The organism is Paraliobacillus sediminis, assembly GCF_003426055.1.
Genome location: NZ_QJSI01000002.1, coordinates 244,441 through 267,560 on the forward strand (window position 1 = coordinate 244,441; position 23,120 = coordinate 267,560).

Here is a 23,120-nt window from a genome sequence, read left to right on the forward strand (position 1 = left end):
TAAAATATCTTTATTTAAGATCACATTTATGTAATAAGTACGGTAATTACTAGGTATAAAGAACAAAAAAATATAAATCTTGCTGTTTTTTGTTGAATTTAAGCAGAAAGTCGTTTATTATAAGCTTTGTCATCATTTAATTGATGATTGGAAGTATAAGTTGGATGATATTAGTGAACAAATGGAATATTGCCATTTTAGTTCGATGCTTCAACGTAAATGATTTTGGAAGGAGGTGAATATCATGAACAAAACAGATCTTATCAATTCAGTCGCTGAAAAAAGCGAACTATCCAAGAAAGATGCAACGAAAGCTGTAGATGCAGTTTTTGAATCTATCATGGATTCACTTAAAGATGGTGAGAAAGTACAATTGATCGGTTTCGGTAACTTTGAAGTGCGCGAACGTGCTGCTCGTAAAGGACGTAACCCTCAAACAGGTGCTGAGATTGAAATTGCTGCAAGTAAAGTTCCAGCTTTTAAAGCAGGTAAAGCCCTTAAAGATATTGTAAAATAATTTTTTACATATGGGCAGAAGTGAAGGGTGCATATTGCACCCTTTTTCTTTTACAATTTTCTACTTACATCTAATTGACTGTTTTAGGAGGTACCTTCATGCAAGATTTAAATAAAGGGGAATATTTTATTGTTAAGGCACTTGAAAATGGCGTTCAAGTAATTGGATTGACTAGAGGTACCGATACACGATTTCATCATGCTGAAAAATTAGATAAAGATGAAATTTTAGTTGTTCAATTTACCGAGCACACTTCAGCAATAAAAATAAAAGGTAAAGCAATTATTCAATCGAATGTTGGGGAAGTTAGAAATGATAAATAATTACTTCTACATACATAAAAAAAGCGGAATTATATATCTTATGTTATAATTATGTTTAGAATTTAAGGGTTTTTTTAAAGAAGGGTTTGGGTGAAAAGTATGTCGGGTTTGTCCATCAAACATATACAAGAGGAACTTGAGGATATCTTACAAGATTCATATTTGCAAAAGTATCTACAAAAACCCGAGATAGATACTGATAAACTCATGATATTGTATACGTTAATACAAAATACAAATTACACTGATATAAAGAAAAAAAATTATGTTATCACAACTATGTTAGTACAAATCGCACTAGATACACATGATTTGGTAACCGAAAATAGCATGGAAGAATCCGATACATATAAGAGAAACAGGCAACTAACGGTATTAGCTGGGGATTATTATAGCGGATTATATTATTATATGCTCTCAAAACTAGATGACATACCGATGATTCATACATTAGCTTCAGCAATTAAAGAGATTAATGAGTTAAAGATGATTATCTATTATGAAGTACATCAATCAATCTCAGATCTCATGGAGAATATAAAAAGTCTAGAATCAATTTTAATTATTCGTGTAGCAGAACATTTTAACAAGTCAGCAATAAATGATTTTGTTAAAAGTTGGTTATTCACAAGAAAGTTAATGCGAGAGAAGAATCTTTTTTTAACTGACCAAAGAACACCATTAGGTGATTTGTTAATACAGGGTCAAGATTTTGAACTCCCATATAATCAGGTGGGCCAAACAATTGAAGCACTTATCCATAAACATTTACTCGTCTCAAAAGAATTGGTACATTTTCTGCCAACACATTTTCAAATACTGAAAAATGATATTCATAATTTATATGCAGAGAATTACACGCCAAACAAAATAGCGATGGAAGAAGGGTAATACGTGGCAGAGCAATCAAAAGAAGAACGTGTACATCACGTTTTTGAAAAAATATATAAACGATACGATTTTATGAATTCTGTTATATCTTTTAACAGACATAAGTCATGGCGAAAAAATGTTATGAAGACCATGCAAGTAGAAACAGGAAACCAAGCATTAGATGTGTGCTGTGGTACTGGTGACTGGTCATTTGCTTTAGCTGACGCAACAGGGAAAAGCGGGAAAGTTATTGGATTAGATTTTAGTAAGAATATGTTATCTGTTGCAGAAGATAAATCTAATGAAAAAACGTATCCACAACTACAGTTTGTTGAGGGTAATGCAATGGCGCTTCCATTTGAATCAAACACTTTTGATTACGTGACAATTGGTTTTGGATTGCGGAATGTACCAGATTACAAAAAAACACTAGAGGAAATGACTCGAGTGGTAAAACCTGGTGGAAAGGTTGTTTGCCTAGAAACTTCACAACCGACAGCTCCAGTATTTCGGCAGTTTTACTACTTTTACTTTCGATTCATTATGCCATTAGTAGGTAAACTTCTAGCTAAAAGTCAAGATGAATATGCATGGTTGCACGAATCTGCTAAAGCATTTCCAGGTAAAAAAGAATTAAAAGCGTTATTTGAAGAAGTTGGACTAAAGTCTGTGAAAGTTAAAGGATATACTGGTGGTGTTGCAGCTATGCATCTAGGTGAAAAACCACCTGTAAATTAAATCATAAAGGTGAACAGAATGAAATTAGCAATGACCTATTCGTACTTAAAACCAGATCTTCAATTAATTGAAAAGGCATTGGAAGAAACGGTTAAAGCGGATCATCCCGTTTTAGGAGAAGCTTCTACGCAACTATTACATGCTGGTGGAAAACGGCTTAGACCAGTATTTGTTTTATTAGCCGGTCAGTTCGGAGTATATGATTTAGAAAAAATAAAAGCAGTTGCGGTATCAGTTGAAATGATTCATATGGCTTCTTTGGTCCATGACGATGTGATTGATGAGTCTGAACTTAGAAGAGGAAAACCAACTGTTAAGGCAAAATGGGACAACCGTATTGCAATGTACACGGGCGATTATATCTTTGCTCGTTCTTTAGAATACCTAACTATAATAAATAATGCTAAAGCACATCAAATATTATCTAAAACTATGGTGGAATTAACCCTTGGTGAAATGGAACAAATAAAAGGTAAATATAATTTGAATCAGAATGTACGCCAATATTTGAGAAGAGTGAAGCGAAAAACGGCATCATTAATTGCTGCAAGTTGTCAATTAGGTGCAATTGCTGGTGGGGTCCCAAAAGAGCATGAAGTTCTATTATATCGATATGGCTATTATATTGGCATGTCTTATCAAATTATAGATGATATTTTAGATTTTACAGCTTCGGCACAACAGTTAGGTAAACCTGCAGGTAGTGATCTCATGCAGGGTAATATAACGTTACCGGTTCTATATGCGATGAGAGATGAAGCATTTCATCAACAATTAAACGACGTATTTTCTGATCCGGTTACTATAAATGCGAAAATGCCAGCGCTTATCCAACAAATTAAAGATTCAAATGCCATTGAATCTTCATTTAGATTAAGTAACCTTTATTTAGAAAAAGCTTATCATGCATTAGATGCCTTACCCAATATAAAAGCAAAAGAAACGTTAAAAGATATTGCTACGTACATAGGAAATCGAAAAGCATAATTACCTATGAAAAGAGGCGACTTATGGCTAATACGTTTATTATGATAAAACCTGATGGTGTAAAAAGAGCTATAATTGGTGAGCTTATTTCTAGATTTGAGGAAAAAGGCTACCGTTTGATTGCTGCTAAAATGGTGACAATTACGAATGAACTTGCAGACCAACATTATCAAGAACACCGTAATAAAGAATATTATCCTGGTCTCAAAGAATACATAACTTCTGGTCCCGTATTTGCAATGGTTTGGGCTGGGGAAGATATTGTCGAACAATCTAGAATCTTAATAGGTGCAACTGATCCAGCACAAGCAAAAGTAGGAACGATTAGAGCTGATTTCGGCACAGATAAAAGAAGAAACGTGATTCACAGTTCAGATTCTTTGGAAAATGCAAGACGTGAAATCAATTTATTCTTTTCAGCTTTATAAAAGGATTCAAAGTAATTTCTTTACCCTCGTCTGGAACGAGTTTTTGTTATTTTAATTTATTATTATCTATCTAAGGGGATATATTAGATGACTGACTATCAAACGTTTATTGAGTCAATAAAGAAAAAAACGGGGATTGATTTAGCGTTGTATAAAGAGGTTCAAATGAAGAGAAGATTGACTTCATTGCGTGATAAAAAAGGATTTAGTGATTTTAGTTTATATTTTAAAGCTTTAATTTCAGATAAAGAACTAATGGAAGAATTCCTAGATAAAATGACAATTAATGTTTCAGAGTTCTATCGTAATTCAACAAGGTGGAATGTATTAGAAAACAAAATACTACCTGATTTGCTTAAAAAAAATAAGAAGTTAAAAATTTGGAGTGCAGCTTGTTCGACTGGTGATGAACCATATACACTTGCTATGATGTTAAGTCAACACGTTGACTTGGCAAATGTAAGTATTTTAGCAACTGATATTGATGATAAAATTTTAGAACGTGCTAAAAAGGGTATCTATACTGAACGCGCATTAAACGAAGTACCGCCTAAATTGAAGAGTCAATTTTTTAAAGAAGAGGGACCGCTTTATGTGATTGATGATAAAATCAAGAAATCTATTACATTTAAAAAGCATAATCTTTTATCAGATCCGTTTCCATCTAATTTTGATTTAATTGTTTGTCGCAATGTACTTATCTATTTTACAGAAGAGGCAAAAACGGCTATTTATAATAAATTCAATAATTCTTTAGTTGATAAAGGTGTATTCTTTGTTGGAAGCACGGAACAAATTTTTACACCTGAAAAATATGGATTCCAAGTTTTGGATACATTTTTCTATCAAAAGAACTAGTAGTTTATACAAGCTTAAATAATCTTATATCTGTCGTCCAATAAATCACATTCAGGCTAAAATATAATTGATTTGTATTGGACGATTCTAAACTTTTCGAAAAAAATGAATAATCTATTAATTACAACCACACATATAGCGCAAGATATGGTATAGTAATACAAAATTGTAATCACACGGGGGGATTTTGATGCGTTACTTAACAGCAGGCGAGTCACACGGAAAACAACTAACAACGATAGTAGAAGGCATACCAGCATTAATGCCATTGACATCAGAAAATATTAATGATTCTTTACTACGTCGTCAAAAAGGGCATGGACGAGGTAAACGGATGCAAATTGAAAAGGATTTAGTCGACATTGCAGGTGGCGTTCGACATGGCTATACGTTGGGTTCGCCAATCGCAATGGTTATTCGCAATGATGATTTTGCACATTGGGAAGATATCATGGGAGAAGACCCGATTGAAAATAATCAGGACATTAGAAGAAAAGTTACACGCCCACGTCCTGGACATGCTGATTTAAATGGTGCATTAAAATACGGTCATCGTGATATGCGTAATATATTAGAACGTTCTTCTGCTAGGGAAACTGCTGCAAGAGTTGCTGCAGGTGCTGTAGCTAAAACAATGCTCTCTCATTTAGGTATTGAAATAGTTGGATATGTAAAAGAGATTGCTGGAATTAAGGCTAAAGAAATAGAAACATTGTCAATCAAAGAGAAAATGGAAATTTCAGAAGCATCACCCGTTCGTTGTCTTGATGAAAATGCAGGACAAGAAATGATGGATGCTATTGATATAGCTAAAAAAGATGGCGATTCAATTGGTGGAGTTTGTGAAGTATATATTGAAGGTATGCCAGCTGGTATAGGTTCATACGTACATTATGATCGGAAATTAGACGGTAGAATTGCGGGAGCAGTTCAAAGTATTAACGCGTTTAAGGGTGTCGAATTTGGAATTGGATTTGAAGCTGCGAGAAAGAATGGTAGCGAAGTTCATGATGAAATCGCTTGGGATAAAGAACATGGATATTACAGAAAAACCAATCGTTTAGGCGGATTCGAAGGTGGAATGTCAACAGGCATGCCAATCGTAGTAAAAGGTGTTATGAAACCTATTCCAACTTTATACAAACCATTACAAAGTGTGGATATTGAAACGAAAGAAGTCTTTAATGCAAGTATAGAAAGATCAGACTCTTGTGCAGTACCAGCTGCTGCAGTTGTTATGGAACATGTTGTAGCTTTTGAAGTTGCAAAAGGTATACTTGAACAATTTCCACATGATCAGTTTCCTAAGTTACAAGATGCAATGAAAGCATATCGTGAAGAATTAAGGTGCTTTTAATGGAAACTATTACAGTAAAGACGAGTACCAATAAGTATGATGTTACTATAGGCGCCAAACTACGTTTTGAGACAAGTAAATTTATAACGAAGCCGTATAGCAGTATTTTTATTATTACGGATAGTAATGTGGAATCTTTATACTTACAAGACGTTTTAACGTCTTTACAAAAAGATCATGAAGTTAATTATACAATTGTTCCTGCAGGTGAGAGTTCCAAAAGTGTTCGTGTGTATTTTGATGTTATTACACAAGGACTCCAATATGGATTAGACCGACATGGATTAATAATCGCATTAGGAGGGGGCATGGTAGGTGATTTAGCCGGCTTTGTTTCTTCTACATTTATGCGAGGAATAGATTACATCCAAATGCCAACGACTATTTTAGCACATGATAGCAGTGTAGGTGGTAAGGTTGCAATTAACCACCCAGAAGGAAAGAACTTAATCGGTAATTTTCACCCACCACAAGCTGTTATTTACGATGTAGAGACATTACACACCCTTACACAAACTGAAATACGTTCAGGCTATGCAGAAATTGCTAAACATAGTTTGATTAATCCTGAACCTTTTTGGGATAATATCAGTTCTGTTAACTTAAAGGATGCATTGTCTGAGGAAGTGTTAATGGAGCATTTATTAAAAGGGATCGCTGTAAAAGCAGCAATTGTGGAACAAGATGAACGAGAGAGTAATATCCGACAATATTTAAATTTTGGACATACTCTAGGTCACGCTTTAGAGGCTGAATTAGGTTATGGTAAAATAACGCATGGTGAAGCAGTAGGAATTGGTATGTTATTTGCTATGCGAGTTAGTGCATATTATTATGATAATCATAATAAATTACCCTATCAAGAGTTATTGACTTGGCTTAGAGCAAATCATTATCCATTCGATTTACCGCGTTTACAAATAACTAAGTTAGTAGATCGCATGAAAAAGGATAAAAAGGCTAGAAATCATAATGTTCAAATGGTTCTACTTAAAGATTTAGGCAAACCAGCAATTGAACTCATTGATGACCATAATTTAGCGATATTACTAGAGAAATTTTTACGAGAGTTGGTGGGCTATTGATACGTGGTGTTCGAGGTGCGACAACTGTTGTACATAATGAAGCGGAAGAAATCTTAACGCATACAAAGCAATTAGTTAACGAAATGATTGATGCAAATCACATTAAGCCAGATACAGTTTCAAATGTTTTAGTATCTGTAACGTCAGACATTAATGCGACATTCCCAGCCAAGCCTATTAGAGAACTTAAAGGATGGATGTATGTACCGGTTATGTGTATGCAGGAAATAGATGTGCCAGGAAGTCTGGAAAAATGTATTCGAATTATGATGACAGTTAACACGGAACAATCACAAGAAGAAATACAACATATCTATCATCATGACGCGAAAAAACTTAGACCAGATCTATTGAATTAATGTTAGGAGCGAACTAGAATGAATGGAAAAAAAGTATTTGAAGAAATGACACCTTATAAGCCAGGCAAGCAAACAGCAGAAGTAATGAAAGAGTATGGTCTAACGAAAATTGTTAAACTTGCATCAAATGAAAACCCGTTCGGTTATTCTGAAAAGGTCAAAGAAGCAATTCCATCTTTAGCTACTGATTTTGAAATATATCCTGATGGTTATACAACAGAACTAAGAAAAGTGTTAGCGACAAATTTACAAGTGGATAAAGACCAACTTGTATTTGGCTGTGGGTCTGATGAAGTTGTTGATATCATTTGTCGAACTTACCTTGAAGAGGGTTCCAATACAATCATTGCTAATCCTACATTTCCGCAGTATAAACATAACGCATTAATTCAAGGTGCTACCGTCAAAGAAATACCATTGCTTAATGGATATCATGATCTACAAGGTATGTTAGATGCAATTGATAATCAAACAAAAATAGTTTGGTTATGTACACCAAATAACCCGACAGGTTGTTTAATTAACGAGGAATCTTTAACGCTATTTATGGATGAATGTCCCAGTGATGTCCTTGTCGTTGTTGATGAAGCTTATTACGAGTATGTTACTACTGAAAATGCCCCTGATTCTATCAAGGCATTAGATAAATATTCGAATTTAATTGTTTTACGTACCTTCTCTAAGGCATACGGACTTGCGGGTCTTCGTATCGGGTACGGTGTAGCCAATGAAAAAATTACAACACTATTAAATATAACAAGAGGTCCTTTTAATACAACAAGTGTCGCACAAGGAGCTGCAATTGTTGCATTAGAAGATACTGATTTTCTATCCTATTCATTAAAAGAAACAGCGAAGAACAAACAAACATTCATGAATTTCTTAGATGAACTGGAATTAGAATATTATGATTCAGAAACTAATTTTGTTTTTGTTAAATTACCAATTAGTGGTGATGCACTATTTGAACACTTATTGAGTAAAGGGTATATCATTCGTTCGGGAGAAGCATTAGGACATCCTAACGGTGTACGAATAACGATTGGAAAGAAAGAAGACATGGAACAACTACAAGAACTTATTCAAGCATTTTTAATATCAGTGTTAGAAGGTAAGCAATCGTGAAGAAAACCGTTTTAATTGCAGGCTTGGGTCTAATTGGTGGTTCCCTTGCTGTTAATATTAAAGATAATACGGACCATGATGTTATCGGTTATGACATTAATTCAAACACATTAGACTATTCTGTAATGAACGGGATAATTGATAAAGCTTATACTAATTTTTCTGAAGCATTAAAAATAGCTGACTATTGTATTTTAGCAGCGCCAGTTTCTAAGACGGTCGATTTAATTGAACAAATAAATGAAATACAAATTGAAAAACCTTTGCTTATTTCAGATGTTTCTTCTGTCAAATCACCAGTGGTTGCTGCAGCTAAGGGAATCCAATCAAAATATATTACCTTTATTGGTGGTCACCCAATGGCTGGATCACATAAAAAGGGGATTCAAGCTGCAAAGGGACATTTATTTGAAAACGCAATATATATTTTAACACCAGAGCAATCATGTCCAGCAGATCAAGTAAGTGCTTTGAAAACACTACTACAAGGGACAAGAAGTAGCTTTTTAATTTTGGAACCAAACGAACATGATGAAATGACAAGCGTGATCTCTCATTTTCCACATTTAATCGCTTCTTCGCTTGTACATCAAGCAAAAAAATGGCAAAAAAAGCATGTTAATATTCCTACATTAGCAGCTGGGGGCTTTCGTGATATTACACGTATTGCTTCTAGTAATCCTGCAATGTGGCAAGATATTTTTTTTCAAAACAAAAAAGTGATAGCGCATCTTTTAGAAGACTGGATCAAAGAAATGGATCAACTGAAAAACTTATTAGAGACAGATGATAAAGATACGATGTATCAATATTTAGAACAAGCAAGAGAATATCGAGATGGCTTAGAAGCAAAGAAAAAGGGAGCTATTCCTTCTTTTTATGATCTTTATATTGATATTTTTGATCAAACTGGTGCATTATTAAAAGTTGTATCTTTATTAGCAGAAAATAAAATAAGTATTAAAAACATAGAAATTTTAGAAATTAGAGAAGGTATTACTGGTGTACTTCGTTTGAGTTTTATTACACAAGGAGACCAAATTGAAAGTCATCGATTATTAGTGAAAAAAGGCTATGAAACGATGCTTCAAGAATAAGGAGGTCGGAAACAATATGCACAGTAAAAAATTATCTCCAATAACATCCAGATTACATGGTGATATTTATGTACCAGGTGATAAGTCGATTTCACATCGTGCAATTATATTTGGAGCACTTAGTTATGGTACAACGTCTATTACAAATTTTCTAGATGGCGAAGATTGCATGCGTTCCATTCATGCTTTTCAAGCTATGGGAGTAGCGATCAAGAAAGAAGGACAGGAAGTTACAATAGAAGGTGCAGGTGTAGAAGGGTTACATGAGCCACTTACACCAATAAATTTAGGTAATTCAGGTACAACAGCGCGTTTACTTATAGGGGTTCTAGCGGGATTACCTTTTCACGTCACATTATTTGGTGACGACTCTTTGTCGATACGGCCAATGGATCGTGTGACAGTACCGTTAAGAGAGATGGGTGCTCGTATTGATGGAAGAGAAAACGGTAAGTACTTACCATTAGCAATGCGTGGTGGAAATCTACATGCAATTAATTTTGAATCCCCAGTTAAAAGTGCGCAAGTTAAATCAGCTATATTGTTAGCGGGTTTATTAGCAAAAGGCTCTACAAAAGTTATTGAGAAAACAATAACACGAAACCATACGGAGAACATGTTACAGGCGTTTGGTGGGGAAATTACAGTGGAAAAAGAGAAAATGATGGTAACAGGTGAACAGAAATTAACGGGTACGACTATTCAAGTTCCAGGAGATATCTCTTCAGCTGCATTCTTTCTTGTTGCCGCAGTTATTGTTCCAAATAGTGAATTGACGATTCGAGACGTTGGTTTAAATCATACTCGAACTGGTATTATAAATGTACTGCAGCAAATGGGTGTTGCTATTGATGTAGTAGAAGAGCGTCATATTGGTGGGGAGACGATTGGTTCGATAACTGTTCGTTCTTCAGATGTAAATGGAACTGAAATTGGTGGAGATCTTATTCCTAGAATGATTGACGAAATTCCAATTGTAGCACTACTCGCGACACAAGCAAAAGGGACTACGATTATTCGTGACGCAGAAGAATTACGATATAAAGAAACAGATCGAATTGCCTCAGTTGTAGATACATTACAAGCATTAGGAGCTTCAGTTACAGCAACAGATGATGGAATGATAATAGAAGGACCAACGAAATTAACTGGTGGTTCAGTAGATTCATTTGGAGATCACAGAATTGGAATGATGATTGCAATCGCATCATTAATTACTACTGATCAAGTAACGCTAAATAATCCAGACTGTATAAACATATCTTATCCAACATTTTTTGAGCACTTGGATAAAAGCATAAAAAAATAATTAATATTTAACTAATCAGACACCCTCTGCGTATGCAACTATAAATTTTAAAAATGGGGGTGTTTTTTTGTTGGGCTGTGTTAAAGAAATCCATTGTTATTTGATAAAAGTAAATAGAATGCTCTTTATTAAATGACTCAACACTATCACTTAAAAAATAAGTGCTTATCTTTGGCTGTTTTGCGTGTGGATTATATTTGTTCTCTTACTTAACATTCTTTAAAAAGCTCTGCTTTCTAAACGATTGTTGTCAATGACAGAATAAACCTAGACTCTGTCTTAACGTGCTGTTACATCTCGCTCTGAAAACCCACTACGCTTTCCGCGGGCACGTCTTCAGCTAACTTCATAAAGCAAATGTTTTCGGTGGGCCGAGTAATCGCAGGCCAAAAAAACGCTTTACGAAGTGGATCTTCAGACCGTGCTGTTCCCGCTGGAGTCGTAGTGTATTTTAATCGCTAGTTAGAAATATGCATCAAGGGGATTAAACCAACAATAAAAATACAAATTTTGATCCAGCAGATTATTTATTAGAAACAGTCATAAACCGCTTATCAAGTAACTATGTACTTATCTTTTATCAGTCAGACGTTGCATTAACGTCTGATCTGAACAGAAAGCTACACTAAGCTGCAGGAAAACGCGAGACTCCTTGTGGGAAAGGAACAGTCTGAAGACCCCGCAGAGAGCGATTTTTGCTCACGAGGAGGCTGAAGCGTTCCCCACGGAAAGCGAGTGTTTTTCTGCAGCGTAAGACCATCTCTTTTCTTGGGAAGGCAGAAAGGGACCAATCTAAAGTTACGACGGAGTTTCTCTCAAGTGCGTCAGATGATTTCGAAAGAAGTTTGAAGTCAACTTCTAATTTGGTTTGCGAAAGTTGAGTTAACTACTATTACATAAATAACTGTGACTATTATTAATTAATTGCTGTTAAGGCATTATTTAGTTATTATGGAGCTATCCATATATATTTTATGACAGAGAGGATGGATATGAAAATGGAAGAGATACATCGTGCCATTACGTTAATGGAACAATATAAAACAGATGAGGCAATTAAGGTTTTAGAAGAATTCTTACCACAAGCAAATGAAGATGAAAAATATACAATTGCAGAGTTATATAAACAATGGGGCATGCTAGAAGAAGCAAAGATGATTTTGCTAGGTATTGTACAACAATACCCAGACGAAACAGATTTGAAGTTAATGTTAGCTGATATACATATTGACTTACAAGAAGATCAAGAAGCAATTGAATTGCTAACCAAATTTAATCCAAACGACGAAGAGTACTTAGCGGTTTTATTGCAATTAGCTGATCTTTACCAAACCCAAGGTCTATTTGAAGTTGCAGAGCAAAAGTTATTAGAGGCAAAGCAACTTGATCCCGCTGAAAGGTTAATTGATTTTGCTTTAGGGGAGCTTTCCTTTTCAAATGGAGAATACCTAAAAGCGATTCCTTATTATGAAAAAGTCTATGCGATGCAACAAGTAATGGCTGAAGTAGAAATTCCAGTAAGGCTTGCTGAATGTTATGCAGCAACTGGGGAATTTGAGAAAGCATTAGAATATTTCCAACTAGTAGAAACAGACGATGTTGATGTGTTATTCCGTTATGGTTTCATTGGGTATCGTGCAGATCGTTACGATATTGCAAAACAGGCGTGGGAACAAGTAATAGAATTAGATCCTGAGTATCAATCTGTCTATCAATATTTAGCAGAAGTATACGAAGCAGAAGGACTGTTACAAGAGGCTTATGAAACAGCTAAAAAAGGGCTTGATATGGATGAATTAAACAAGGATTTATATCTTATTGCAGGCTCTTTAGCACGTAAAGTGGGAGATCATGCTGCAGGTTATCAGTTAGCAAGAGAAGCAGTTAGTATTGATCCGGGCTTTAAAGAGGCTGTCCTGTTTCTGATTGAAAGTTATAAGCACGATCAAGACAATGAGGCAATAATTGATCTGTTAACGCATATTATGGAACAAGGGGAAGAAGAAGGGTATTATAAATGGGAACTTGCGAAAGCATATAAAGAAGAAGAATCCTTCTCTGAAGCACTAAAATTATATCAAGATGCATATAATATTTTTAAGGATGATGAGGATTTCCTTAAAGAATATGGTTACTTTTTAGTAGAAGAGGGGAGGAGAAACGAAGCCATCACAATATTAGAACGTTACTTAGATATGGAACCAAGTGATACAGAGTTAGAAGAATATATTACAAGGTTAAAAGACCAGGCTGAAGATTATTAATATAGCTGCTTTGCTTTGTGGTAAAAATACATTGACGATTATAATATTTCTTCATACATCTCGTGTTTTACTTTCCTATAGTCGGTTTAGGAGGGATTGGATTTGAATACATCTGTTTCAGTGCAAGATAAAAAAATATTTATTCGTTGGTTTTTGCAAAATTACCAATTAAAAAGAAGAGAAAGCGTCTGGATATTGAATTATTTAACAAACCATGATGCTTTATTAGCTCATGTACATTTTATTAGGGAAGCGCGCTATTGCCCTAGAGGAATTGTTATATCTACGCATTGCTCTAATGATGTGCCTTTTCGTTTCTACAAAAATCATATTGTTACAACCGATGCCGAAAAATCTTTTCATGATATAAGGCTGAATCGAAGTGATCCGATTTATGTGCAATTAAGTTTTGAAAATGCCCATCAAAATGCTAATTACGTAGCAGTCTTAGAGGATAACCCTTATTTATCAGAAGACTTTTTTATTACGAAAAGAGAAAAGGAAATTGCCAAAGAGGTACTAGAACATACCATTTATCAATCACAAAAAAAACAGTTGCAAGATAAAATTGATGAAGCATTGGATAGTCGGGATCAAATTGCTTTTACGATGTATATTGACCAATTAAATGGATTAATAAACCCTAGTAAGTAAGAGGTTTTCCGCTTGATAAGTCGCCATTTACGTGCTATGTTTAATTTTAATCAATAAATGTGTAAATTCAGGGAACTCCTTCCTTATTGGTTGGGGTTTCTTATTTGAGTGGAGAGGAATATATGATGGAATATCTAAGGTTTATACTAAAAGATAGAACGTTCCTGATCCTTTTATGGATGATTAACTTTTTTGGAACGATTTATGGTTATATGTGGTATGAGGGTCAATTATCGAACACGCCTGCTAAATTTTTGATTTTTGTTCCAGACAGTCCTACTGCTAGTTTATTTTTCACTATATTTTTAACGTTTTTTATTTTCGGTAGAAATATACCTTATATTGAAGCATTAGCTATCGTCACTTTATTTAAATATGGTATCTGGGCAGTTGTGATGAACCTTCTTATGTTACTAGTAAATGGTTCGCTCTCTTGGCAAGGGTATATGTTAATGGCTTCCCATGGTGCAATGGCTGTACAAGGACTTTTATATGCTCCACATTATAAAATAAAGATTCGTCACCTAATTGTGGCTGGACTTTGGACAATACATAATGATTTTATTGATTACGTTTATAATATGATGCCTCGATATAGCAGCTTAGATATGTATATGAATGAGATTGGTTATTTCACATTCTGGTTAAGTGTGTGCTCGATAGCACTTGCATATTATCTGACGGTTCGAAATAAAAATCAATTCTATCAATCTTAATCAACTGGTCTAAGCTCGTCCTTCTTCTCATACATTAAGTATTAAGTAAGGAAAGAATGAATGAGAGAAGGGGATCTCGAGTGAAGTACTGGAAATTTCGTAAACATGCTATTATCACCTGCTTGACAGTCCTTTTATGTATTGTTTTATATCAGTTATTCTCCGTAATAGACGCAGATGAAATAGAGGCTTCTTCTATTGCATATCAATATGAACGGTATATAACGGAAGAAAGATATCAAATGGCAAACAATTGGTTAAAAGAACATCAAGAAGTAATTCACCTTGCTGCTAATACCGATCGTGAAAAATCACAAGCCGTTATCGGTGAGTTAATTCATCAAAATCTTGAAATAGTAAATGATACATCAATAGGTCGTGTGGAAAAACTACACACTGCTATGTCACTTGTTATTGCATTAGATGCTCTAGAGAATAACCAACAACCAATTTGGAAAAAAACGAAGGATTCTTTACACTATAAAGTGGAATCGGTTCTTACAGAAGGAATCGTAACTGATAGTAAAAGAGAAGAAATTATAGCACAATGGGAAATAATTCAGCCAACCTTGTCTATCATGCTAGAAGAAGAAGACTATTATGAACTTGTTTCGTCTTATAATCAACTATATGATGTGCGTAACGAAACGAATATGGAACCCTTTCAAGTTGTATTTAGACAAGCTGAATTAATGGACATTGCGATTCCTGCTGAACAAGGCGCATATCTTTCCTTTTATTGGATTATTTTAATTGTGGGTGGCGTAATTATTTTAACATTGACATATGTTGCGTGGAGAAAATATAAAGGTCAGAAAAAGAAGAATCAAAGACAACGTAACAGTTGACTATTTGACCATTATTGACTAAAATTAATTTTAAGTCATTTAAGAAAATTTATGGAGGAATGGAAATGGGCTTGGGTTCTTACCTAATCTATATTGCGTTATTAATGATTATTCCTATATGGGCGCAATCGAAGGTGAAAAGTACGTACAAAAAATACACAAAAATTGCAACGTCATCTTATATGACAGGTGCACAAGTTGCTAGAAAAATATTAGATGATAATGGTTTGTATAATGTAACGATAGAAGAAACAAGAGGAACTTTATCGGATCATTATGATCCACGTAAAAAAGTTGTCCGCTTATCAAGCGATAATTTTCATGGCCATTCTATGGCAGCAGCCGCAATTGCAGCACACGAGGTTGGACATGCTATTCAAGATGCAGAAGCATACGCGTTCTTGCGATTTAGACACACTTTATTTCCAATCGCAAGTTTTGGGGATAAGACGTCGTTTATTCTAATCATCGCTGGCGCAATCTTAGGCTTAAGTAATTTAATCCTAATTGGTGTTATTTTTATGGCTTTCGCTGTACTGTTCCAATTAGTGACGTTACCGGTAGAGTTTAATGCATCTAGCAGAGCGATGACGCAACTTGTTTCAACTGGCGTCATTCGAAATAACGAAGAAAGACAAACGAAAAAAGTATTAAATGCAGCTGCATTAACTTATGTAGCAGCAGCAATGGTTGCTGTAGCTGAATTAATTCGCTTTATTTTAATGTTTGCTCTAGGTGACGATTAATTAATATAAACAAGCTGTCGTCTTAATTTAAGACGACAGCTTGTTTTTTAATCTGGATAGGGTTTTTTATTTTCATCTAGTGTGAAACCTTCTCCTGATACATCGTGTACCGCAGAGATAGCTACAAAAGCATGTGGATCAATCTGATGTATGATTGATTTTAATCGAACAATTTCATTCCTACCAACAACACAGTATAATATTTCTTTGTTCTCACCTGAGAAACGGCCTTTACCTTGCAGGACAGTTACGCCACGATCCATTTCCACTAATATTTTCTCTGATATTTGATGACTATAATTGGAGATAATCGTTGTACCTCTTGCCGAATAGGCACCTTCTTGCATAAAATCAATTACACGTGAAGCAAGATAAACGGCTACTAACGTGTACATTCCTTCAACCAGTTCCAAATAGAGAACAAGAGATGTTGCAATAACAACTGCATCAAAGATAAACATTGTCTTCCCCATACTCCAGCCTACATATTTATGAACAATACGAGCGATAATATCAACGCCGCCCGTAGTACCACCATAACGAAAAATAATACCAAGACCAACACCAATAAATACGCCAGCAAACAAAGCAACTAACGTCATGTCAGATTCTAAGTGTAGTTGATAAGGACTAATCTGAAAGATATATAAGAAAACAGATACTGCTAAAGTACCAATGATGGAATATAGAAACGTATTTCTGCCTAGAAACCGCCAACCTATAATAAATGCGGGTATGTTAAGGATAATATTTAAAATAGCTGGATCCCAATCCCATAAAAAATAAAAAAGTAATGTAATTCCTGTAAATCCACCTTCACCAAGGTTGTTTTGCATATTAAAGTGAACAATACCAAAGGAAAAAATAGCTGAACCAATTAATATAAAGAAAATATTTTTGAATTTTAAACCAAATAACGACAAAGTATTCAACCTCCTGTTAAAATCACCTTATTATTATAGTCAAATAGAAGTATATTCACAACTAATGTAGCAATTTAAAAATATTTTAGCATGTATAGAATAAAAAATTTGTCAAATGGACTTGTTTTCGCTAACATTAGAAGAGAAATTAAATAGGAAATGTTATACTTATTAGAAAAGAAGGAGTTTCCTAGATGTCAATTGAAGATAAACATAGCACATTGGAAATGCAAAAACGTGTTGATACATATATATCACAATTTAAAGAAGGTTATTTTAGTCCGTTAAGTATGTTAGCTCGTTTTACAGAAGAAATTGGTGAGTTAGCAAGAGAAGTGAATCATGTCTATGGGGAAAAAACGAAGAAAGATTCCGAAGATGCGAATACAATTGAAGACGAATTAGGTGATTTGTTGTTTGTTGCACTTTCTTTTGCAAATTCGTTAGATATTGATATGAGTCAAGCTTTTGATAAAGCAATGACAAAAATTGAGACAAGAGATAAAAATAGATGGACAAAAAAAGATGTGGAGAGTGGTCTAAATGAGTAAAGTTAAAATAGTAGTTGCAGGACCTCGTGGGCGAATGGGTAGTGAAGCCCTTCGCATGATTGAAAAACATGATGATTTGGAATTGGTAGCATGTTTGGATATGGAAAATGACGGGAAAAAAGTGAAAGACATTGCTGGGTTACCAAATTTGGATGCGAGAATGTATACGAATATTGATCAATGTTTTAGTGAGGCGCAGGCAGATGTTTTGATTGATCTTACCACACCAGAAGTTGGTTTTTTACATACGAAAACTGCTATTTCATACGGTGTACGTCCTGTTGTTGGAACGACAGGTTTTACAAGTGACCAATTAGAAGAATTGACTGATTTAGCTGAAGAAAAGGGGATTGGCGTAATTATTGCACCAAACTTTGCAATTGGCGCAGTATTAATGATGGAATTCTCAAAATGGGCGGCTAAATATTTTCCAGACGTTGAAATCATTGAAAAACACCATGATCAAAAACTTGATGCGCCTTCAGGAACTGCAGTGAAGACGGCTGAATTAATTAAGCAAGAACGTGAATCAAAACAACAAGGACATCCAAATGAAAAAGAAACAATACCTGGTGCTAGAGGTGCTAACATTGATGGTATGCATATTCATAGTGTACGATTACCTGGACTAGTAGCGCACCAAGAAGTTATTTTTGGTGGACCAGGTGAGAATTTAACGATAAAACACGATTCATTTCACCGGGAATCATTTATGTCTGGTATTAAATTATCGATTGATCATGTAATGAAGCTAGATGTGCTTGTTTATGGTTTAGAAAATTTATTAGAATAACATTCATAAATGAAATGGGAGTGTTTTAAAAATGAAAATTGCATTAGTAGCACATGATAAAAAGAAAGAATCAATAATCCAATTCTCAATGTCTTATCAGCACATATTGGCTAAACACGAACTATATGCGACAGGTACAACAGGTTTGAAAATAAGTGAGGCAACAGGTCTTTCAATCACACGTTTTCTGTCTGGACCTCTCGGTGGGGATCAGCAAATCGGTGCGAAGATAGCAACAGATGAAATGGATTTGATTATTTTTTTCAGAGATCCATTAACTGCACAACCACATGAACCTGATATTAGTGCGCTAATGCGTTTGTGTGATGTACATCAAATTCCTTTGGTTACTAATTTAGCTGGAGCAGAGATTGTTATACGTTCATTAGAAGCTGGTTTTTTTGAATGGAGAAATCTTAATAAAGAGGATAATTAGAGATGAATTTTAAAAAAATTGGAATAACATGTTACCCATCTGTAGGTGGGTCTGGCATTGTAGCAACCGAATTAGGTAAATTTTTAGCAAAAAAGGGACATGAAGTCCATTTCATAACATCTAGCATGCCATTTCGTTTAAACAGCGTTCATAAGAATATTTACTTTCATGAGGTAGAAGTGAATCATTATCCTGTTTTTCAATATCCACCGTATGATCTTGCTCTAGCCAATAAAATGGCAGAAGTAATTGATACAGAAGGATTAGACATATTACATGTTCATTATGCAATGCCCCACGCTATTTGTGCCCTATTGGCTAAGCAAATGGCGACACGTGACGTAAAGATTGTTACGACATTGCATGGCACAGATATTACTGTATTGGGTGTTGATAGAAGCCTAAAACGAATGATTACACACGGTATAGAGAATTCAGATGCTGTTACGGCTGTATCACATAGTCTAGTTAAACAAACACACGATATGTTAGAGGTAGATAAAAAAATTGAGGTTGTCTATAATTTTATCGATGAAAGTGACTATTATTATCAAGATCCGAGTGAGCTTCGTAAACATTATGGTATCAGGCCTGATGAGAAAGTAATACTACATATATCTAATTTTCGTAAAGTGAAAAGAATACAAGATGTTATCTATGCTTTTCGTGATATAAACGAGAAAATTCCATCTAAATTATTACTGATTGGTGATGGTCCAGAGTACGCTGAAATGTTTCATTTAGTAGAATCATTGCAATTACAAGAATACGTTATATTTCTAGGTAAGCAAAATAATATTGCTTCGATATTATCACTAGCAGACCTGAAATTGTTATTATCTGAAAAAGAGAGTTTTGGATTGGTTCTAATAGAAGCGATGGCATGTGGTGTACCTTGTATTGGCACGAATATTGGTGGTATTCCTGAGGTAATTGAAGATGGAAAGAATGGCTATATTGTGGAGTTAGGAGATAAAGAAGCGATCGTTTCTAAAGCACTTCATTTATTAACGAATAAAGATGTATGGAACGCTTTCTCTCAAGCAGCAACTGCACACGTAAAACAAGAATTCTCAGCTGACAAAATAGTCAATGAATATGAACAAATTTATGACCGGCTTTTAGCAGGTGATTATAATGCTTGATCCACTATTTTCACAAGCTGTAATTGTATTAGAAAAATTAGAATCAAAAGGACATCAGGCTTTTTTTGTTGGTGGAGCAGTACGCGATTACTTATTAAAGAAACCAATTAAGGATATTGACATTGCAACATCTGCAACGCCAACAGAGGTGCAAGCTATTTTTCCAAAGGTTATTCCCGTTGGAATTGAACATGGCACTGTCATTGTGCGTCTCAAGAAACAATCATTTGAAGTAACTACATTTCGAACAGAAGGAAATTATTCTGATTTTAGACATCCAGATCAAGTCCAATTTGTAAATCGAATTGGTGAAGATCTTAGTCGTAGAGATTTTACTATTAATGCGATAGCGATGGATAAAAGTGGGGACTTATATGATCCGTTTCACGGTCAATTAGATATAAAGAAACAACTTATTTCAACTGTTGGCAATGCACATGATCGGTTTCATGAAGATCCACTTCGGATGATGCGTGCATTGCGATTTGTCAGTCAATTAAGTTTTAAACTAGAATCAGACACGCTAGATGCGATTAAAGAAAAAATTAGATGGATAGAAGAAGTTGCGATAGAACGTTTAGCAATTGAATTTGAAAAAACGCTTGCAGGTCAAGGGATTTCAGATGCAATAGCACTTTGGTCAACTGTACAAATTTGGGATAAATTGCCTGTTTTTAACCGTGATTCTATGTTGATACGAAGCATGGAAACATTACAAACACCACTCCCAGAGTTATATGAGGTATTTGCATTTTTAAAGATGCAACAGACACATGTATCTGTTAAAGATTTGGTGCGAGGGTGGAAACAATCGAATCAAACTTTTTTGATGGCTGATAAATTGGTGAGCGTATTACAGCTATATAAACAAGAAGGTTTACATAACTGGCTTTTATATCAATTACCTGAAACCTTATATGAGGCGTTTATACGATTAACACGAATACTTTATCAAGTGGAATTTAAAATGACTGATTTGATAGTAGCTGTGAATCGTTTACCTATTAAGTCACGTAAAGACGTTCAAGTATCTGGTAATGCGTTAATTGCATTATACCCGAATCGTGAAAAAGGCGATTGGATTGCGAGATATCTTAATGAAATTGAAAAAGCAATCGTAGTCGGAGATCTGATAAATAAAGAGATAGAAATTAAGGAGTGGGTTATTACATGCCATCCACCCAAGAAAAATTAATTGAGTTATTAGCTTTAAATGGTACAGTCTTTATTTCGGGGCAAGATATTTCCGAAACGCTTAACATATCGCGTACTGCTGTATGGAAACAGATGAAACGTCTAGAAAAAGAAGGGTATCAAATAGAAGCTGTTCCTAATAAAGGTTATCGGATTGTAGCGTTACCTTCAATAATGAGTAAGAATACACTCCAATGGGGATTGAAAACTAAGTGGTTAGGGAAAAATATGGTGCATCAAATAAAAATGCCATCGACTCAAACGAAGGCAAATCAGTTAGCTCAAGAAGGATGCGCTCACGGGACGGTCGTCATAGCAGATCGACAAGAAACTGGTCGGGGAAGAATGAATCGGTCTTGGTTCTCTAATAATGATTTAGGCGTGTGGCTGAGTATCGTCTTACGTCCTAATGTGCCGCCATTGCAGGGGCCGCAATTGACTTTAGTTGTAGCGACCGTATTAGCTGAACTAATTGAACTGGATGTTGGCATTACGCCAGCAATCAAATGGCCAAACGATATTTTAATTAACGGTAAAAAAATAGCGGGGATTTTAACCGAAATGCAAGCAGAACAAGATAAAATCCATCATATCGTAATAGGAATTGGTTTAAATGTAAACCAATTAGCGGATAGCTTTGAAAATGAGATAAGTAAGCGGGCAACTTCTTTGAAAATAGAAACAGGAGAAACATTCGAAAAACAAAAACTGATTCAATCTTTATTAAAGCGTTTTGAAGAAGCCTTTGATCGTTATCAATTAACAGGATTTTCAGAAGTGAAAGATAAATGGGAATCTTTTGGATATAAAATAAATGAAGAAGTATCATATAAAGCAGGAAATGTAGAAAAACAAGGCGTTATTAGAGGCATCAGTACTGATGGAGCATTGATAATGGAAAATAAACAAAATCAAATCGAAACCTTGTACTCTGCAGAAATAAATTGGTAAAGGAGTGTCTTCGTTGAAAAGTAGTAAAACATTTCAAACAATGAAACAAAATAATGAGAAGATAGCTATGGTAACGGCATATGATTATCCCGCAGGAAAACTAGCACAACAGGCAAATGTTGACATGATTTTAGTCGGTGATTCCTTAGGTATGGTTGTACTAGGTTATAATTCAACCATCCAAGTAACAGTTGATGACATGATTCACCATGCAAAAGCGGTAACAAGAGCTGCAAATGATACATATGTTGTAGTCGACATGCCTTTTATGTCGTATCATATTTCATTAGAAGATGGATTAAAAAATGCAAAACGTATTTTTCAAGAAACAAATGCACAAAGTTTAAAAATTGAGGGTGCATCACCTGAGATTCTAACTTTAGTCACACATTTAACAAATGCTGGGATTCCAGTCGTTGCTCATATAGGCTTAACTCCACAGGCAGTCAATGTCCTTGGCGGTTATCGGGTTCAGGGGAAAGACCAGGCTAGTGCTGAAAAAATCATTGCAGATGCCAAGGCATTACAAGCTAGCGGTGCAATTGCTTTAGTATTAGAATGTGTACCAAAAGAAGTCACTAAAATAATAACGAATCAACTAGAAATTCCGACAATTGGTATTGGAGCAGGTAGTTCATGTGATGGTCAAGTGCTTGTCTATCATGATTTGATCCAATATGGTGACAATCATCTTCCGAAATTCGTAAAAACATATGAAAATGTTACGGAACCTATTTTTAAAGCATTATCAACATATGTCGAAGAAGTTAAAACTGCGAGCTTTCCGGAAGAAAAACATAGCTACACGATTAATGCAGATACAATACTACCGGAGGAATAAGC

The 23,120-nt window shown here is 34.9% G+C and carries 26 protein-coding genes; 25 read left to right on the top strand and 1 reads right to left on the bottom strand.

The features are described from left to right. Positions 1-244 precede the first annotated feature (244 nt). From D2K60_RS07250 to D2K60_RS07335, 18 genes are all read left to right on the top strand, one after another. Positions 245-517 (top strand): HU family DNA-binding protein, encoded by a 273-nt coding sequence (locus tag D2K60_RS07250; protein ID WP_112181185.1) that lies wholly within the window; start codon positions 245-247, stop codon positions 515-517. Positions 518-615: 98 nt separating this feature from the next. Continuing rightward, positions 616-840 carry a trp RNA-binding attenuation protein MtrB gene (mtrB, locus tag D2K60_RS07255; RefSeq protein WP_117169353.1) on the top strand — a complete coding sequence of 75 codons (225 nt, stop codon included), beginning with the start codon at positions 616-618 and terminating at the stop codon, positions 838-840. A gap of 99 nt (positions 841-939) precedes the next feature. Next, positions 940-1,731, top strand: coding sequence for a heptaprenyl diphosphate synthase component 1 (locus tag D2K60_RS07260; RefSeq protein ID WP_240335324.1), 792 nt, complete (start codon positions 940-942; stop codon positions 1,729-1,731). Positions 1,732-1,734: 3 nt separating this feature from the next. After that, entirely contained in the window at positions 1,735-2,451 is a 717-nt protein-coding gene (locus tag D2K60_RS07265; protein ID WP_117169355.1) for a demethylmenaquinone methyltransferase, read from the top strand. A gap of 18 nt (positions 2,452-2,469) precedes the next feature. Continuing rightward, positions 2,470-3,438, top strand: a complete 969-nt coding sequence (hepT, locus tag D2K60_RS07270) for a heptaprenyl diphosphate synthase component II (protein WP_117169356.1) — start codon at positions 2,470-2,472, stop codon at positions 3,436-3,438. 23 nt (positions 3,439-3,461) lie between these two features. Next, complete coding sequence (gene ndk / locus D2K60_RS07275) at positions 3,462-3,866, top strand: nucleoside-diphosphate kinase (RefSeq protein ID WP_117169357.1); 405 nt, start codon at positions 3,462-3,464, stop codon at positions 3,864-3,866. Positions 3,867-3,953: 87 nt separating this feature from the next. After that, positions 3,954-4,724: a CheR family methyltransferase gene (locus D2K60_RS07280; protein WP_117169358.1), complete on the top strand. Its 771-nt coding sequence runs from the start codon at positions 3,954-3,956 to the stop codon at positions 4,722-4,724. 190 nt (positions 4,725-4,914) lie between these two features. Beyond that, on the top strand, positions 4,915-6,081 hold the full coding sequence (gene aroC / locus D2K60_RS07285) for a chorismate synthase (RefSeq protein ID WP_117169359.1): 1,167 nt from the start codon (positions 4,915-4,917) through the stop codon (positions 6,079-6,081). Next, a complete protein-coding gene (aroB, locus tag D2K60_RS07290) occupies positions 6,081-7,166 on the top strand; it encodes a 3-dehydroquinate synthase (RefSeq protein WP_117169360.1) in 1,086 nt (361 codons plus the stop codon). Before aroC ends, aroB begins: the two co-directional genes overlap by 1 nt. Then, complete coding sequence (aroH, locus tag D2K60_RS07295) at positions 7,163-7,525, top strand: chorismate mutase (RefSeq protein ID WP_117169361.1); 363 nt, start codon at positions 7,163-7,165, stop codon at positions 7,523-7,525. The genes aroB and aroH overlap by 4 nt, the downstream gene beginning before the upstream one ends. Positions 7,526-7,543: 18 nt before the next feature. Next, complete coding sequence (gene hisC / locus D2K60_RS07300; RefSeq protein ID WP_117169362.1) at positions 7,544-8,650, top strand: histidinol-phosphate transaminase; 1,107 nt, start codon at positions 7,544-7,546, stop codon at positions 8,648-8,650. After that, positions 8,647-9,747, top strand: coding sequence for a prephenate dehydrogenase (locus tag D2K60_RS07305; RefSeq protein ID WP_205418588.1), 1,101 nt, complete (start codon positions 8,647-8,649; stop codon positions 9,745-9,747). Before hisC ends, D2K60_RS07305 begins: the two co-directional genes overlap by 4 nt. Before the next feature lie 16 nt (positions 9,748-9,763). Beyond that, positions 9,764-11,056 carry a 3-phosphoshikimate 1-carboxyvinyltransferase gene (gene aroA, locus D2K60_RS07310; protein WP_117169364.1) on the top strand — a complete coding sequence of 431 codons (1,293 nt, stop codon included), beginning with the start codon at positions 9,764-9,766 and terminating at the stop codon, positions 11,054-11,056. Between the two features lie 998 nt (positions 11,057-12,054). After that, positions 12,055-13,320 (top strand): tetratricopeptide repeat protein, encoded by a 1,266-nt coding sequence (locus D2K60_RS07315; protein ID WP_117169365.1) that lies wholly within the window; start codon positions 12,055-12,057, stop codon positions 13,318-13,320. A 102-nt stretch (positions 13,321-13,422) separates the two neighbouring features. Further along, positions 13,423-13,974 (top strand): ReoY family proteolytic degradation factor, encoded by a 552-nt coding sequence (locus tag D2K60_RS07320; protein ID WP_117169366.1) that lies wholly within the window; start codon positions 13,423-13,425, stop codon positions 13,972-13,974. A 125-nt stretch (positions 13,975-14,099) separates the two neighbouring features. Further along, positions 14,100-14,690 (top strand): lipoprotein heptaprenylglyceryl N-acetyltransferase LhaT, encoded by a 591-nt coding sequence (gene lhaT, locus D2K60_RS07325; protein WP_117170354.1) that lies wholly within the window; start codon positions 14,100-14,102, stop codon positions 14,688-14,690. 80 nt (positions 14,691-14,770) lie between these two features. Next, the gene (locus D2K60_RS07330) at positions 14,771-15,538 is read left to right on the top strand and encodes a sporulation protein YpjB (protein ID WP_162880731.1); all 768 of its coding nucleotides are present in this window, start codon (positions 14,771-14,773) and stop codon (positions 15,536-15,538) included. A 65-nt stretch (positions 15,539-15,603) separates the two neighbouring features. Next, complete coding sequence (locus D2K60_RS07335) at positions 15,604-16,284, top strand: zinc metallopeptidase (protein ID WP_117169368.1); 681 nt, start codon at positions 15,604-15,606, stop codon at positions 16,282-16,284. Between the two features lie 47 nt (positions 16,285-16,331). Here the strand turns inward: D2K60_RS07335 and D2K60_RS07340 are convergent, their stop codons facing one another. Beyond that, positions 16,332-17,207 (bottom strand): YitT family protein, encoded by an 876-nt coding sequence (locus tag D2K60_RS07340; protein ID WP_117169369.1) that lies wholly within the window; start codon positions 17,205-17,207, stop codon positions 16,332-16,334. A 194-nt stretch (positions 17,208-17,401) separates the two neighbouring features. Between D2K60_RS07340 and D2K60_RS07345 the strand changes: the two genes are divergently transcribed. The 7 genes from D2K60_RS07345 to panB are packed head-to-tail and all read left to right on the top strand — an operon-like array spanning position 17,402 to position 23,118. Next, a complete protein-coding gene (locus D2K60_RS07345) occupies positions 17,402-17,758 on the top strand; it encodes a nucleotide pyrophosphohydrolase (protein ID WP_117169370.1) in 357 nt (118 codons plus the stop codon). Further along, a complete protein-coding gene (dapB, locus tag D2K60_RS07350) occupies positions 17,751-18,551 on the top strand; it encodes a 4-hydroxy-tetrahydrodipicolinate reductase (protein WP_117169371.1) in 801 nt (266 codons plus the stop codon). The genes D2K60_RS07345 and dapB overlap by 8 nt, the downstream gene beginning before the upstream one ends. A 31-nt stretch (positions 18,552-18,582) precedes the next feature. Next, the gene (gene mgsA, locus D2K60_RS07355; protein ID WP_117169372.1) at positions 18,583-18,987 is read left to right on the top strand and encodes a methylglyoxal synthase; all 405 of its coding nucleotides are present in this window, start codon (positions 18,583-18,585) and stop codon (positions 18,985-18,987) included. A 2-nt stretch (positions 18,988-18,989) separates the two neighbouring features. Then, complete coding sequence (gene bshA, locus D2K60_RS07360; protein ID WP_117169373.1) at positions 18,990-20,132, top strand: N-acetyl-alpha-D-glucosaminyl L-malate synthase BshA; 1,143 nt, start codon at positions 18,990-18,992, stop codon at positions 20,130-20,132. Further along, positions 20,125-21,327, top strand: a complete 1,203-nt coding sequence (locus D2K60_RS07365; RefSeq protein ID WP_117169374.1) for a CCA tRNA nucleotidyltransferase — start codon at positions 20,125-20,127, stop codon at positions 21,325-21,327. The genes bshA and D2K60_RS07365 overlap by 8 nt, the downstream gene beginning before the upstream one ends. After that, entirely contained in the window at positions 21,303-22,277 is a 975-nt protein-coding gene (locus D2K60_RS07370; protein WP_117169375.1) for a biotin--[acetyl-CoA-carboxylase] ligase, read from the top strand. The genes D2K60_RS07365 and D2K60_RS07370 overlap by 25 nt, the downstream gene beginning before the upstream one ends. A gap of 13 nt (positions 22,278-22,290) precedes the next feature. Then, positions 22,291-23,118: a 3-methyl-2-oxobutanoate hydroxymethyltransferase gene (panB, locus tag D2K60_RS07375; protein WP_117169376.1), complete on the top strand. Its 828-nt coding sequence runs from the start codon at positions 22,291-22,293 to the stop codon at positions 23,116-23,118. Positions 23,119-23,120 lie beyond the last annotated feature (2 nt).

What these genes read in the sequence shown, in the direction of transcription:
- ndk (WP_117169357.1), top strand. Translation starts at nt 3,462, where the DNA reads ATGGCTAATACGTTTATTATGATAAAACCTGATGGTGTAAAAAGAGCT.
- lhaT (WP_117170354.1), top strand. Translation starts at nt 14,100, where the DNA reads ATGGAATATCTAAGGTTTATACTAAAAGATAGAACGTTCCTGATCCTT.
- D2K60_RS07250 (WP_112181185.1), top strand. Translation starts at nt 245, where the DNA reads ATGAACAAAACAGATCTTATCAATTCAGTCGCTGAAAAAAGCGAACTA.
- D2K60_RS07365 (WP_117169374.1), top strand. Translation starts at nt 20,125, where the DNA reads ATGCTTGATCCACTATTTTCACAAGCTGTAATTGTATTAGAAAAATTA.
- dapB (WP_117169371.1), top strand. Translation starts at nt 17,751, where the DNA reads ATGAGTAAAGTTAAAATAGTAGTTGCAGGACCTCGTGGGCGAATGGGT.
- D2K60_RS07370 (WP_117169375.1), top strand. Translation starts at nt 21,303, where the DNA reads ATGCCATCCACCCAAGAAAAATTAATTGAGTTATTAGCTTTAAATGGT.
- aroA (WP_117169364.1), top strand. Translation starts at nt 9,764, where the DNA reads ATGCACAGTAAAAAATTATCTCCAATAACATCCAGATTACATGGTGAT.
- D2K60_RS07260 (WP_240335324.1), top strand. Translation starts at nt 940, where the DNA reads ATGTCGGGTTTGTCCATCAAACATATACAAGAGGAACTTGAGGATATC.
- mtrB (WP_117169353.1), top strand. Translation starts at nt 616, where the DNA reads ATGCAAGATTTAAATAAAGGGGAATATTTTATTGTTAAGGCACTTGAA.
- hisC (WP_117169362.1), top strand. Translation starts at nt 7,544, where the DNA reads ATGAATGGAAAAAAAGTATTTGAAGAAATGACACCTTATAAGCCAGGC.
- hepT (WP_117169356.1), top strand. Translation starts at nt 2,470, where the DNA reads ATGAAATTAGCAATGACCTATTCGTACTTAAAACCAGATCTTCAATTA.
- aroB (WP_117169360.1), top strand. Translation starts at nt 6,081, where the DNA reads ATGGAAACTATTACAGTAAAGACGAGTACCAATAAGTATGATGTTACT.
- bshA (WP_117169373.1), top strand. Translation starts at nt 18,990, where the DNA reads ATGAATTTTAAAAAAATTGGAATAACATGTTACCCATCTGTAGGTGGG.
- mgsA (WP_117169372.1), top strand. Translation starts at nt 18,583, where the DNA reads ATGAAAATTGCATTAGTAGCACATGATAAAAAGAAAGAATCAATAATC.
- D2K60_RS07280 (WP_117169358.1), top strand. Translation starts at nt 3,954, where the DNA reads ATGACTGACTATCAAACGTTTATTGAGTCAATAAAGAAAAAAACGGGG.
- aroC (WP_117169359.1), top strand. Translation starts at nt 4,915, where the DNA reads ATGCGTTACTTAACAGCAGGCGAGTCACACGGAAAACAACTAACAACG.
- D2K60_RS07345 (WP_117169370.1), top strand. Translation starts at nt 17,402, where the DNA reads ATGTCAATTGAAGATAAACATAGCACATTGGAAATGCAAAAACGTGTT.
- D2K60_RS07315 (WP_117169365.1), top strand. Translation starts at nt 12,055, where the DNA reads ATGGAAGAGATACATCGTGCCATTACGTTAATGGAACAATATAAAACA.
- D2K60_RS07335 (WP_117169368.1), top strand. Translation starts at nt 15,604, where the DNA reads ATGGGCTTGGGTTCTTACCTAATCTATATTGCGTTATTAATGATTATT.